General features: G+C 58.8%; 11 protein-coding genes. 6 read left to right on the forward strand and 5 right to left on the reverse strand.

Going from position 1 to position 12,207, the window contains the following annotated elements:
- Positions 1–81 precede the first annotated feature (81 nt).
- Positions 82–1,374 (forward strand): DUF2254 domain-containing protein, encoded by a 1,293-nt coding sequence (locus C1J05_RS09370; protein ID WP_254684753.1) that lies wholly within the window; start codon positions 82–84, stop codon positions 1,372–1,374.
- A 368-nt stretch (positions 1,375–1,742) separates the two neighbouring features.
- Entirely contained in the window at positions 1,743–4,163 is a 2,421-nt protein-coding gene (locus C1J05_RS09375) for a GcvT family protein (protein WP_114870021.1), read from the forward strand.
- Between the two features lie 119 nt (positions 4,164–4,282).
- Here C1J05_RS09375 and C1J05_RS09380 read toward each other — a convergent pair whose 3' ends face one another.
- The 4 genes from C1J05_RS09380 to C1J05_RS21710 form a co-directional block, all read right to left on the reverse strand.
- Positions 4,283–5,587 (reverse strand): HlyC/CorC family transporter, encoded by a 1,305-nt coding sequence (locus C1J05_RS09380; protein ID WP_114872229.1) that lies wholly within the window; start codon positions 5,585–5,587, stop codon positions 4,283–4,285.
- 149 nt (positions 5,588–5,736) lie between these two features.
- Positions 5,737–6,699 (reverse strand): site-specific tyrosine recombinase XerD, encoded by a 963-nt coding sequence (locus C1J05_RS09385; RefSeq protein ID WP_114870022.1) that lies wholly within the window; start codon positions 6,697–6,699, stop codon positions 5,737–5,739.
- Position 6,700: 1 nt separating this feature from the next.
- A complete protein-coding gene (locus C1J05_RS09390; RefSeq protein ID WP_114870023.1) occupies positions 6,701–8,236 on the reverse strand; it encodes a hypothetical protein in 1,536 nt (511 codons plus the stop codon).
- Complete coding sequence (locus C1J05_RS21710; protein ID WP_205389219.1) at positions 8,226–8,375, reverse strand: hypothetical protein; 150 nt, start codon at positions 8,373–8,375, stop codon at positions 8,226–8,228. Before C1J05_RS21710 ends, C1J05_RS09390 begins: the two co-directional genes overlap by 11 nt.
- Before the next feature lie 93 nt (positions 8,376–8,468).
- Here C1J05_RS21710 and C1J05_RS09395 point away from each other — a divergent pair, with 93 nt between their 5' ends.
- Positions 8,469–9,062, forward strand: a complete 594-nt coding sequence (locus C1J05_RS09395; RefSeq protein ID WP_114870024.1) for a shikimate kinase — start codon at positions 8,469–8,471, stop codon at positions 9,060–9,062.
- Entirely contained in the window at positions 9,059–10,183 is a 1,125-nt protein-coding gene (aroB, locus tag C1J05_RS09400) for a 3-dehydroquinate synthase (RefSeq protein WP_114870025.1), read from the forward strand. Before C1J05_RS09395 ends, aroB begins: the two co-directional genes overlap by 4 nt.
- Positions 10,184–10,226: 43 nt before the next feature.
- Here the strand turns inward: aroB and C1J05_RS09405 are convergent, their stop codons facing one another.
- A complete protein-coding gene (locus C1J05_RS09405; protein WP_114870026.1) occupies positions 10,227–10,733 on the reverse strand; it encodes a single-stranded DNA-binding protein in 507 nt (168 codons plus the stop codon).
- A gap of 196 nt (positions 10,734–10,929) precedes the next feature.
- Here C1J05_RS09405 and C1J05_RS09410 point away from each other — a divergent pair, with 196 nt between their 5' ends.
- Both C1J05_RS09410 and C1J05_RS09415 read left to right on the forward strand, forming a co-directional pair.
- Complete coding sequence (locus tag C1J05_RS09410; protein ID WP_114872230.1) at positions 10,930–11,514, forward strand: lytic transglycosylase domain-containing protein; 585 nt, start codon at positions 10,930–10,932, stop codon at positions 11,512–11,514.
- A 192-nt stretch (positions 11,515–11,706) separates the two neighbouring features.
- A complete protein-coding gene (locus tag C1J05_RS09415) occupies positions 11,707–12,132 on the forward strand; it encodes a hypothetical protein (RefSeq protein WP_114870027.1) in 426 nt (141 codons plus the stop codon).
- Positions 12,133–12,207 lie beyond the last annotated feature (75 nt).

The following is a 12,207-nucleotide window of genomic DNA, read 5'->3' on the forward strand; positions in this document are numbered from 1 at the left end:
AACGTCCGAATGCGACACCGCCTGTCGTGCATTTTTTAATCACGGGCCTGGCCCTGAAGAAAGCGTTCTGTTCTGACCGGATTGATCACAAGCCTGCCCGCAACCGCCCTGCGAAAACTGCGCCAATTCACCCGCAAACTGTGGGTGCGCGTGGTGCTGATGGGCCTGTTGGCGATTGCATCACTGGGTCTAACCCAGTTGTTCAATCCTGTCATTCCCGCGCGGTTTTCTGTTTATCTGCACGAGATATCGGCAGACCGCCTGCTTGATATCATTGCAAACGCAATGCTGGCGGTCACAACATTTGCGCTGACCGTGATGGTGTCTGTCTATCGCTCGTCCGCCTCGCAATGGACACCGCGGGTGCACAGCCTGATCATGGAAGACACGACAACGCAAAACACGCTGGCCGTCTTCATCGGCGCCTATGTCTATGCGCTAACGGCCATCATCATGCAGGAACTGGGCGTGTATTCCGACGAACACGGCGTTGTTCTGTTTGGTGTGACCGTTCTGGTGTTGCTGCTGATCGTGATTTATCTGATCCGCTGGACCCTGCATTTGCAGACCCTTGGCAGCCTGTTGGATACCAGCCGCGATCTTGAAAGCCAGACCCGCGCCCTGCTGGAAGACCGACGAGAAATGCCCTGTCTCGGCGCCAACCCGCTGACCAGGAATACCGTGATCTCGGAAGCTGCACGCGATGTTCTGGCCACGGAAACCGGGTATATCCGTCATATCTATCCCGAAGCGCTGAACGAAGCGGCGGAAAAGACGGGCATGAACGTCTATCTGGTGCGCGCCGTGGGCAGCTTTGTGTTTCGCGGCGATATTCTGGCCCATGTCAGCGGGACAAGCGAAACAGACAGCGACACCACCGATTTCGACAAGACCCTGCTGGATCACATTACGATCGGCGACCAGCGATCCTATGATCAGGACCCGCGGTTCGGTCTGCTGGCGATGGGTGAGATTGCCTCAAAGGCGCTGTCGCCCGGTGTGAACGATCCCGGCACCGCGATCGATATCATCACGCGTCTGGGGCGTATCCTGATGGTTTGCAAAAGCGCATATGACAGTGACGAAACCATCCGTCACCCGTTTCTTTGGTCCAGACCGATGGATCCGGCAGATCTGCTGGAAGACGCGTTTGGCGCACTTGCGCGCGACGGGGCAAACAACATTGAAGTGCAGCAAAGGTTGCAACACACGCTGACCGGTTTGATCGAACATGCGGAACCGGGCATTCGCACCGCCGCCGCCGACATGGCCGCTCTGGCCTATCGCCGCGCGCAAGAGACCCTGGCCTTCGAAGATGACCGGACACGCCTGACATCCAGCACGTGCCGGACAGTTCTGGATCAGGCTGGCTGATACCGCCCCGAAATGGCTTGACCGGCGAATATGTCGTCGCAGCATTAATCTTGATCAATGTAGGCAATCGCTGATTGATGCTACACTCAAATCAAGAGGATGCGGCGTTAGTGTGGTAAAGGGTGAGGGGTTGGCCGCATCCTCGGCCGCGCTGGCTGCATTAGTCGGCGCGGCGCTGGTGGACAGGCCGATGATTCATTAGTACAGGTCGCGTTTGTGACGACAATCCATCCTGGCACGCCTGAGCGCGTGTAATTTCCCCCACAGTTTGTATCACTGCGACCCGATATGTCGGGAAAGGGCAACCGGAACGCCGTAATGGGCGTCAGGTTGCCCGTCAGCACGTCATCAACAAAGGACAACGCCAGATGCGCACCCATGCCCAAGCCGTAGTGATCGGAGGCGGCGTGATCGGCTGCTCGATCCTGTACCACCTGACCAAACTGGGCTGGTCGGATGTTGTTCTGCTGGAACGCGACGAGTTGACCAGCGGCAGCACATGGCACGCAGCGGCAAACATTCACGGATTGCACGACAGCACCAATATCAGCCGCATCCAGCACTACACGATGAACCTATACAACGCGCTTGAGGAAGAAACCGGCCAAAGCTGCGGCGTGTTCCAACCCGGAAGCCTGTATCTGGCCCAGACCGAAGCCCGCGAACATCAATTGCGCCTGCAGGCGGCCAAGGCCAAGCTTTATGGCATGAATTTTCACGAAGTGACCCGTGACGAGGCCGAACGCCTGCACCCGCTGGTAAACTTTGACGGCATCCGCTGTATCATGTGGGAACCCGATGGCGGCAATGTGGACCCCAGCGGCGTGACCAACGCCTATGCAGCCGGCGCGCGCCAGAATGGCGCGGAAATCATGCGGTTCACGCCGGTCACGGCCACCACGCCGCAGCCAGATGGCACATGGATCGTGGAAACGCCCAAAGGAAATATTCGCACCGAATGGGTGATCAACGCGGCGGGCCTGTGGGGGCGCGAAGTGGCGGCGCTTGCCGGGATCGAATTGCCCCTGCAACCTACGGAACACCAGTATTTCGTGACCGAAACTATCGATGAAATCGCCGCGCTGGACCGCCGTCTGCCATCAGTGGCCGACCGCGACGGCGAATATTACCTGCGTCAGGAAGGCAAGGGGCTGCTGGTCGGCGCCTATGAAAAGAACCTGAAATTCTGGGCCGAAAACGGCACCCCGCTGGATTTCGCCCATGATCTGTTTCCCGACGATCTGGAACGGATCGAAGACAACATGATGCGCGCGATCGATCGTGTGCCCGCTGTGGGCAGCGCCGGCGTCAAGCGGGTGATCAACGGTCCGATGATCTGGTCGCCCGACAGCAACGTGATCCTTGGGCCGGTGCCCGAACTGCAAGGCTATTTCTGCTGCAACGGCATCATTCCGGGCTTCAGCCAGTCGGGCGGCATGGGCCTGATGGTTGCGCAATGGATCATCGAAGGCGAAATGAAATACGATATGTTCGCCTGGGACATGGCGCGTTTTGGTCTTTGGGCAGGCAAGGAATTCACCAAGGCCAAGGTGGGCGATCAATACGCCAACCGCTTTGCCATCCATTTCCCCAACGAAGAACGCAGCGCAGGCCGCCCGTGCCGCACCCGCCCGATCTACCAGATGCAAAAGGACATGGGCGCGGTGTTCGGGCTGAACTATGGTTGGGAACACCCGCTGTGGTTTGCCGATGCACCAGGTGTGAAAGACACCAACGGTTTTACCCGCCAGAACTGGTGGGAACCGGTGGGTGCGGAATGCAAAATGCTGCGTGACCGCGCAGGCATCATCGATATTTCGAACTTTGCCAAATATATCTGCAAGGGTCCGGACGCCGAAAGCTGGCTGAACGCGGTCTTTGCCAATAACATGCCCAAAGCTGTCGGGCGGTCGTGCCTGACGCCGCTGATTGGCAAACGGGGCGGCATTGCAGGTGATTTCACCGTGACGCGCCTTGCCGAAGACGAATTCTGGGTCATCGGCTCAGGCATCGCCGAACGCTACCATTCGCGCTTCTTCAAGGAAGTCCCCTTGCCCGAAGGCACCACATTCGAAAGCCGGACAGAAGCGATGTGCGGATTCAACGTGGCCGGCCCGCAAAGCCGCGCAATGTTGCAGCGGCTGACCAATGCCTCGCTCGCGACCCAGGATTTTCCGTTCATGCGCTCAAAGCGGATCGAACTTGCCGGGGTTGAAGTGCTGGCCCTGCGCGTATCTTTTACCGGCGATCTGGGATGGGAGTTGCACTGCGCGGCGCAGGATCAGGAACGGCTTTACACTGCCCTGATCGAGGCTGGCAAAGCCGTCGGCGCAGGCCCCGTGGGCGGGCGCGCACTGATGAGCTTGCGGGTCGAAAAAGGCTATGGCAGCTGGTCGCGTGAATATTCACCCGAGTACTGGCCACAGGAAGTTGGCCTGGACCGGTTATGCAAGCTGGACAAGGATTTTCTCAACAAGGACGCGGTGGCCGCCAACCTGCAAAAAGAGGCGCGCGAACATCTGGTTCTGCTGGCTCTGGATAGCGGCGAAACCGATGCCTCCAACGCCGATGCCACGGGTGGGGAGCCCATTTTCAAGAACGGCAAGGGGATCGGGCGCGTAACATCGGGCACCTATGGCTATACGGTCGGGCAATCGCTGGCGCTTGGCTATGTCAACGGGGCGCAAGCTGGCGACAGTGTCGAGGTGATGGTTCTGGGAAAACCGCACAAGGCGACAATCCTGCACGAGCCGCCCTTTGACCCCAAAGGCGAAAAACTGCGCGCTTAGGCGCGGGCAGGCGAGGGTGGAATAAGTATTGAAGAAAAGATGAAGCACAGCACCCGCCTTCATCTTTTCAAAAATACTTGAAACCCAGCACTCCGCCGCACGCGCCGAGAGGCGCGTGATCAGAGCGCACGTATCTTAAGTTTGGATATGCGATTGCCATCGCGCGCGGTCACTTCGAACCGGAAGCCATGGAACGAAAATACCTGTCCGACGCTGGGGATCATCTGGGCTTCGTGAATGACAAGCCCGGCCACCGTGTTGGCCTCGTCATCGGGCAGGGTCCAGTCGGTGGCGCGGTTCAGATCGCGAATCGTCATGGCCCCGTCCACGGTAAAGGTACCATTGTCCATCTTGCGGATCGGATGTTCGGCATCGGGGTCGAATTCGTCGGTGATTTCACCCACGATTTCTTCCAGAATATCTTCCAGCGTGATCAGGCCCTGCAGCGAGCCGTATTCATCCACCACCAGCGCGAAATGGGTGCGCATGCGCAGAAACTGGCGCATCTGGTCGTCCAGCGTTGTGGTTTCGGGCACAAAATAGGGCGGCATTGCCACGTCCTGAATTTTGAAATCCTTCAGACCGTCTGCGCCCGGTTTGCCCCGCACCAGTTTGTGCATCGCGCGCAGCAGATCCTTGGCGTGCACGACGCCGATGATGTTTTCCTGATCGCCCTGAAACACCGGCAGGCGGGTGTGGTTGCTTTCCAGACACTGGTTCAGGATCTGTTCGGGCGCATGGGTGGCATCAATCATTTCGATGCCCGAGCGGTGCAACATGATCTCTTCCACCATGCGTTCGGCAAGATCCAGCGCCCCCAGAATGCGATCCCGGTCTTCTTTTTCGACAACCCCTTCGGAATGGCCCAGTTGAAGCGCACCGGCGATTTCCTCGCGCACGGCCAGAATGTTGCGATCAGGATCGATCTGGACGCCAAACAGGCGCAGCACACCGCGCACGAACAGGCGCACCACCGCGACAATCGGCGAAAAAACCCAGATCACCACCTGAATAAGCGGCGATACCAATGCCGCGGCGCGTTCCGCATTTGTGATCGCATAGGTCTTGGGCAACACTTCCGCAAAGATCAGAACCAGCAGGGTCATCACCAGCGTCGCCAGGGCCACACCGCTTTCGCCAAAGGCGCGTGTGAAAATAACAGTGGCCAGTGACGCTGCAAGAATGTTCACCAGATTGTTGCCCAGCAACACCGACCCGATCAGGCGTTCGTTGTCTTCGGTGATATCCAGCGCGCGACGCGCCCCCTTGTTGCCCTTGTCGGCCTGAGCGCGCAATTTCCCGCGCGACGCTGCCGTCAAAGCCGTTTCCGACCCCGAAAAAAATCCGGACAGGACAAGCAGAAACAGGATCACCCCCGTTGTGATCCAGAACGCACTATCCAAAGCCGATGCAGGAGTGTCCATTTCGAAATTCATCCTTCTTTCTGAAAGAGGGTTATGGGCACAGCGTGCGGTTCAATCAAGAGAGCGTTTGCCATAGATCGCCAATACCGGTGTTTCGGGCACAGGGCGCGCGCATGATCATGTCTGCGGCAGCGCACAACGCATATCGTTCAGGTGTCTTCGGTCGGTTTGCGGGCACCAGTCTTGGTCAGCGGATGATGCTCCAGAACCAGTTCGCTCAGGCGTTCATCCAGAACGTGCGTGTAAATTTCCGTTGTCGCCACATCCGCATGCCCCAGCAATGTCTGGATCACCCGCAAATCCGCACCGTTGGCCAGAAGATGGGTGGCAAAGGCATGGCGCAAAGTATGGGGTGTTACCTTGTCGGGCGCGACCCCACCGGCAACAGCCAGTTCCTTGATCAGCAGATAGAACCTGTGTCGCGTCAGGTGGCCTGATTTGCCGCGCGACGGAAACAGATGGCGCGGCGGCGGGATGCCCCTGGCCCTTTCGGTTTCTCGCTGGCGATCCCATTCGGCCAGCCATGCCGCCAGCGCGTCACGGGCCGGCGGGGACAAGGGAACCATGCGTTCCTTGCCGCCCTTACCTAAAACCAGCAACATGCGCGGATCTCCCCGCGCTGCGCTGACCGGCAGCGCGACAAGCTCACTCACGCGCATGCCAGTCGCATAAAGCAGTTCCATCAGGCAGGTGTTGCGCAACCTGTCAGCAGGGCTGCGGCCAACGGTGCGGGCCGCGGCCAGCAGGCCGTCAACCTCGGGGATATCCAGCGTTTTGGGCAGGCGCTGCGCACGGCCCGGCCCCTTGATCTGGATCGCCGGATTGTCTGTTCGCCAGCTTTCTTCAAAGGCAAAGCGGTAAATCTGTTTGATCGCAGACAGCCGCCGTGCGCGGGTTGCCCGGGACAGGCCCTGCGCATCACATGCGATCAGATAGGCTTCGATATCCTCCCGGGACGCCTTGCCAAAATCGCTGCCGTGCTGATCAAGCCATGCCGCGCAATCCTTCAGATCGCGCCCGTAGGCCAGTAATGTATTCATGGCGGCCCCCAACTCGGCGGCCTGCGCTTCCAAAAATGTCGATATCCAGTGATAATCGTCCGTCGGGCGCATTTCAGGCCTCGGGCGAGCGCAGCAAAAGTTGCAGGCTGGCGCGACGTGCGGCGTCTTCCAGCCCAAAGGCGCGCAAGGCCGCAAGGGATTGCGTCAGACTGTTAAGATCACCGCGCGATCCGTCATCAAACAACCGCATGGCGCGCAGGATCGCTTCGCCCAGCTGGCCCGCTGCCGCCAGATCAACAAGGTTTTGCGGGGCAGGATCAGGGCCGAACGCATCCGCGATCGCCGCCGCAGTCGGATTGGGTGGGCGAAACCCTGTCAGATCGCCCTTGGCCAGACCGGTCAGAAACGACATCCGGTCGCTGCGCGGACTATACAATTGCGCTGCGCGTTCATAATCGGGTGACAGCAATGCAATTTCATAGGCCAGTTCTCTGGCTTGTCCGGTCAGGGGTATCTCTGCCAGATCGGTGGCAAACAGCTGGGCAAAGGACACATCCAGACCCGCCGATTGCATGGCCTGCCATGCGGGCGGTAGTGTTTTGGCCACGGCTGTCGGGCTTTTGCTGTTCAACGCTGTATCGAACCGTTGCAGCGCCTCAACCCGGTCCCAGATCCCGCCCGACGCGGCAGGTAGACGGGCGGTGTAGATGCCCAGCAACCGGTTGGCGGGCAGCGCGCCGCTTCGGCTTAGCCGTTCGGCGGCTTCCAGTTGCGCCTTCCATCCCGCGACCTCGCGCAGATCGGCGCTGGCAAAGGTGCGGGGCAGGGATGCCGCGTTCAGCGGTTCTCCGATTGCTTCATGAAGCCGAAAGACCAAAGGCGTGACCGGGCCGCTTAAGGTTAAAGGTGGCGCATCCTCAAACGCTTCGAGTTCTACGAACCGTTCCAGCAGCGCCTCGGAATGCGGATCGATCAGCGACAGGGCATGCGCAGTGTCCAGCATAAGCGCCGCGTTCTGCCAATCGCCTGCACGCACAGCGCAAAACACCCGCGCCCCGTAACCCGGCGCCAGATGCGGCGCGCGGTTCATCACGGCACAGGCACGATCTTCGTCCCCGGTCAGCAGGGTGACATCAAACCAGCGCCCGAACAGCGCCTTGGACCGTTCCGGCCCGACCTGTTCGATCAGCGCCTGTGCCGCATCCAGCGCACCCAGTTCGACCAGCTTGTCAATCCGCGCCAGCAGCAGGGTTTGCGTGGCGGGCGCATCGGGATCCTGATCCGCCTCGGCCAGCAACAGTTTGTACAAAAGCGACTGCATGGCTGGCAATTCCTCGACCGGAAGATCGGAAATCAGCCGTATCAGAACCCGCGTCTCGCTGTTGTTCCACAATGTGGGCGGCAATCCCGTCACCGATGCGGGCACCAGACCAATGGCGCGGTTGGCTGACCCTTCCAGCGGGGCCACGGAAATTTCCGGCTGTGCCGCGCTTTGTGCAATCGGTGGTTCAGCCGGCAACGCCGCCGCCGTTGAAGGCGGGTTTTTGTTCAACCATTCAATGGCTGACAGTGGCTGTTGCGCGCCTGCTTGCGCGCCGATCAGGGTAAATCCAAGAACAATTCCGGCGCACCGGCCTTTAATCCGCATTCAGAATCACCGGTTCCCGCATCTCGGTTTGCGGCGCTGAGAAATCGGCCCCAAAAAACGGCCCGATATATGCATATCCGACAATTCCAAGAAATCCGAAAAAACACAGGTACACCAGAAATTTCAAAAAACGTACCATGTCACCCTCGATTCTGCGGTTTGACCGCGGTCTTTGCCTGCCTGTTAAACTTATATATGGCCTTTTTGCCAAGATCACGTCATTCACAACATAATGAGCGGAATTAAGCAAAATATGTCGGATAAAAGCCAACCGGACACCAATTATCACCTGCACAAGACCGTTGTTCTGGTTGGCATGATGGGGGCCGGAAAAACGGCCGTGGGGCGCGCATTGGCCGCACGGCTTGATGTGCCGTTTCTGGACAGCGATCACGAAATAGAACTTGCCGCCGCGCGCACGATACCGGAAATTTTCGAACGCGACGGCGAAGGTTTTTTTCGCGCCAAGGAAAGCCAGGTTATCGCGCGCCTGCTGACGGAAACACCGGGAATCCTGTCGACCGGGGGCGGCGCGTTTCTGGCACCACAGAACCGCCAGCAGATTTCACAACAGGGCGTTTCCGTGTGGTTGAACGCGAACCTTGATCTGCTTTGGTCGCGGGTGCGCCACAAGGACACGCGCCCGTTGCTGCGCACGCCTGATCCGCTGGGAAAACTGACCGAATTGTATGAAGCGCGTGTGCCGATTTACCGGCAGGCCGACCTGATGGTGCAGGCCGACAAGAAGTTTTCCATCGATGATATGGTGGATCGCGTGATCGACGCGTTGTTGCACCGATCCGACGTACTGGAGCGTTCGAAATGACAGTTACCGTATCTGTTCCCTTGCCCGGGCGGGCCTATGACGTGGTGATCGGCCCCGGACTTGTGGATCGTGCAGGCACATATGTGGCCCCGTTATTGCGCCGCCCGCGCGTCGCGGTTCTGACCGATGAAAACGTGGCGGCCCTGCATCTGGAACGGTTGCGCGCCGGTCTTTCTGCCGAAGGGATCGACATGGTCGCGCTGACACTGCCCGCCGGCGAAAGCACCAAAAGCTGGGCGCATCTAACCCAAAGCGTTGACTGGCTGCTGGATCAAAAGGTGGAAAGATCCGATGTTGTGGTGGCGTTTGGCGGCGGGGTGATAGGTGATCTGGCCGGGTTTGCCGCCGCGATCTTGCGCCGCGGCGTGCGGTTTGTGCAGATGCCGACATCGCTTCTGGCCCAGGTTGACAGTTCGGTCGGTGGCAAAACCGGTATCAACGCGACCCAGGGCAAGAACCTGATCGGCGTATTTCATCAGCCCAGCATGGTTCTGGCTGACATTGATATTCTGGGTACGCTGCACGCCCGCGATTTTCTGGCGGGTTATGGCGAGGTGGTCAAATACGGATTACTGGGCGATGCGGCATTTTTTGAATGGCTGGAACGGAACGGTGCGGCCTTAAGCGCCGGTGATCAGGCCACCCGCATCGAGGCCGTGCGCCATTCCGTACAGATGAAGGCGGATATTGTCGTTCGCGATGAAACCGAACAGGGCGATCGCGCCTTGCTGAACCTTGGGCACACATTCTGTCACGCGCTTGAGGCCGCAACCGGATACGGCAACCGCCTGCTGCATGGTGAAGGCGTTGCTATCGGCTGCGCGCTGGCCTTTGAATTGTCTGCCCGTCTGGGGCTGTGTTCGCAAGAAGACCCAAGCCGCGTGCGCGCCCATTTGCGCAGCATGGGCATGAAAACCGATCTGGCCGACATCGCGGGCGACCTGCCGGATGCCGCCACCTTGCTGGAATTGATGGGGCAGGACAAGAAAGTGGTGGATGGCCAGTTACGGTTTGTTCTGGCGCGCGGCATCGGTCAGGCTTTTGTCACCGGCGATGTGCCGGCATCAACAGTTCTGGATGTATTGACCGACGCGCTGGCCCTGCGCGCCCAGATGTCTTGACGGCAGCGGCACGTCACCCCGCACCGCGCCATTGTTCCACCTCTTAAAACGGGATTTCGTCGTCCAGATCGCGCGAGGATGATCCACCGCCTTGTGATCCACCCTGTGACCCGCCGCCATAGCCGCTGTCTTGCGAACCACTGTCGTATCCGCCGCCCTGGCCACCGCCATAAGACGATCCGCCACCACCGCCGCCGTCGCGGCCATCCAGCATCGTCAACGTACCGCCAAAGCCTTGCAACACAACTTCGGTTGAATATTTGTCCTGACCGGACTGGTCCTGCCACTTGCGGGTCTGCAACTGGCCTTCGATATAAACCTTGGACCCTTTTTTCAGGTATTGTTCGGCAATACGCACCAGACCTTCGTTAAAAATCGCCACCGAATGCCATTCGGTCCGTTCTTTGCGCTCTCCGGTATTCTTGTCTTTCCAGGTCTCGGATGTAGCGATGCGCAGGTTGCACACCTTGCCGCCGTTCTGGAATGTGCGCACTTCGGGATCACGCCCCAGATTGCCGATAAGAATGACTTTGTTAACCGATCCGGCCATGTCGTTTTGCCCCCGCTAGGTCTTGTTGCGCATGACGTTTCGAATCTGTCACGCCGTTTCTCTGGCGACGTTACACTTCCTGCAACTTGGTTTAAACACGGTTAACGACGACAATATGCCGACATGCGCGCCCGGACTGGCGAAAGCCGATAAAACCGCTATAGTGCGCGCAGGGATTGGTGCTGGGAAAAACCGTATGCGCAGACAAGTATCGGCCTGTTTGATCATGGCCATGGTGGGTGGAACCGCGGCAGGGGCGGATGTTTTTTCGTCCAAGAACCGCGCAGCCCTGTTCAGTTCGCAAACTAGAATCCTCGATTCGCGTGCGTCCAAGCAATACAACAATTCGGTCCGTCTTCAGCCCCCTACGGTCAACACCCCGACCAAATGGGGCACGCTGGGCTATGACGGAAAGTACAAGGGCAAATACCTGACAATGGCGCGCGATGCGGCGCGGCGCAACAATGTGCCCGAAGACCTTTTCGTGCGACTGGTTCAGCAGGAAAGCAACTGGAATCCGCGCGCGAAATCGCACAAAGGTGCGTTCGGACTGGCCCAGTTGATGCCCCAAACCGCGCGCATGTTGCGCGTTGATCCGTCAGACCCCTACGAAAACCTCGATGGCGGTGCGCGTTATCTTTTTGAACAATATCGCGAATTCGGATCGTGGCGTCTGGCCCTTGCAGCCTATAATGCAGGTCCGGAGGCCGTCAAAAAGCACGGCGGTGTTCCACCCTATAAAGAAACCCGCGATTACGTGAAAATCATCTGGGGCAGCTAGCGCCAGTCCCGGATTGTTTCCAACCTTTCCGCAAAACAGTGTCTTGAACAATGATTGCACGCTCTGGCTGTGTTCAGATTGCGGCAGGCGCGTCTGCCGATACCTTAACCATTCCAAATCCCGGCCCCATTGCAGCCATTTTTATCCGCCAAACCTGTATTCAAGACATCAACACCAAGCGGAGCAACCACGATGGCCTCGACAGAATTTCATGATCGGATCAACCGGATCAATCAGGCCAATGCAGTACGCATGAAGGCGCAACGCACGCCCATGCGCGGCAAAAGCCATGCAATCACTGCCTACGCGAAAAACCCGCGTGCTGCCAAGCTGCGTGCCAAGGATGGCGCCGCCAGCGGACAGTACTTTGTGCCCAGCGGTGTGGGCCTTGCCATCGGTCTGCTGGTCGCCATTCTTAATCTGGGTGCAGTTCAGGCCGGATCACCCTGGGGGCCAGGCACGGCACTGGCCGCGTCCTTTGGCCTTATCGGATCCACCGGTGTGGTTCTGACCCTGCCGATGTTGCTGGTTTCGCTGGTCATGCGCCAAACAAAACCGGGCTTTTTCTTCTTTTCGATGACCTACTGCATCACCGTCATCGCTTCGCTGTTTGTCTGATCCGTCGGGACACGTTCAGACATTCAGCAAGAAGGGCGGTCCCACAGGGGGCCGCCCTTTTGGTTTCAAAACCAG

The organism is Sulfitobacter sp. JL08 (assembly GCF_003352045.1).
Taxonomy (GTDB): domain Bacteria; phylum Pseudomonadota; class Alphaproteobacteria; order Rhodobacterales; family Rhodobacteraceae; genus JL08.

What these genes read in the sequence shown, in the direction of transcription:
- C1J05_RS09390 (WP_114870023.1), bottom strand. Translation starts at nt 8,236, where the DNA reads ATGCGGATTAAAGGCCGGTGCGCCGGAATTGTTCTTGGATTTACCCTG.
- C1J05_RS09405 (WP_114870026.1), bottom strand. Translation starts at nt 10,733, where the DNA reads ATGGCCGGATCGGTTAACAAAGTCATTCTTATCGGCAATCTGGGGCGT.
- C1J05_RS09395 (WP_114870024.1), top strand. Translation starts at nt 8,469, where the DNA reads ATGAGCGGAATTAAGCAAAATATGTCGGATAAAAGCCAACCGGACACC.
- C1J05_RS09410 (WP_114872230.1), top strand. Translation starts at nt 10,930, where the DNA reads ATGCGCAGACAAGTATCGGCCTGTTTGATCATGGCCATGGTGGGTGGA.
- C1J05_RS09415 (WP_114870027.1), top strand. Translation starts at nt 11,707, where the DNA reads ATGGCCTCGACAGAATTTCATGATCGGATCAACCGGATCAATCAGGCC.
- C1J05_RS21710 (WP_205389219.1), bottom strand. Translation starts at nt 8,375, where the DNA reads ATGGTACGTTTTTTGAAATTTCTGGTGTACCTGTGTTTTTTCGGATTT.
- C1J05_RS09375 (WP_114870021.1), top strand. Translation starts at nt 1,743, where the DNA reads ATGCGCACCCATGCCCAAGCCGTAGTGATCGGAGGCGGCGTGATCGGC.
- C1J05_RS09385 (WP_114870022.1), bottom strand. Translation starts at nt 6,699, where the DNA reads ATGCGCCCGACGGACGATTATCACTGGATATCGACATTTTTGGAAGCG.
- aroB (WP_114870025.1), top strand. Translation starts at nt 9,059, where the DNA reads ATGACAGTTACCGTATCTGTTCCCTTGCCCGGGCGGGCCTATGACGTG.
- C1J05_RS09380 (WP_114872229.1), bottom strand. Translation starts at nt 5,587, where the DNA reads ATGGACACTCCTGCATCGGCTTTGGATAGTGCGTTCTGGATCACAACG.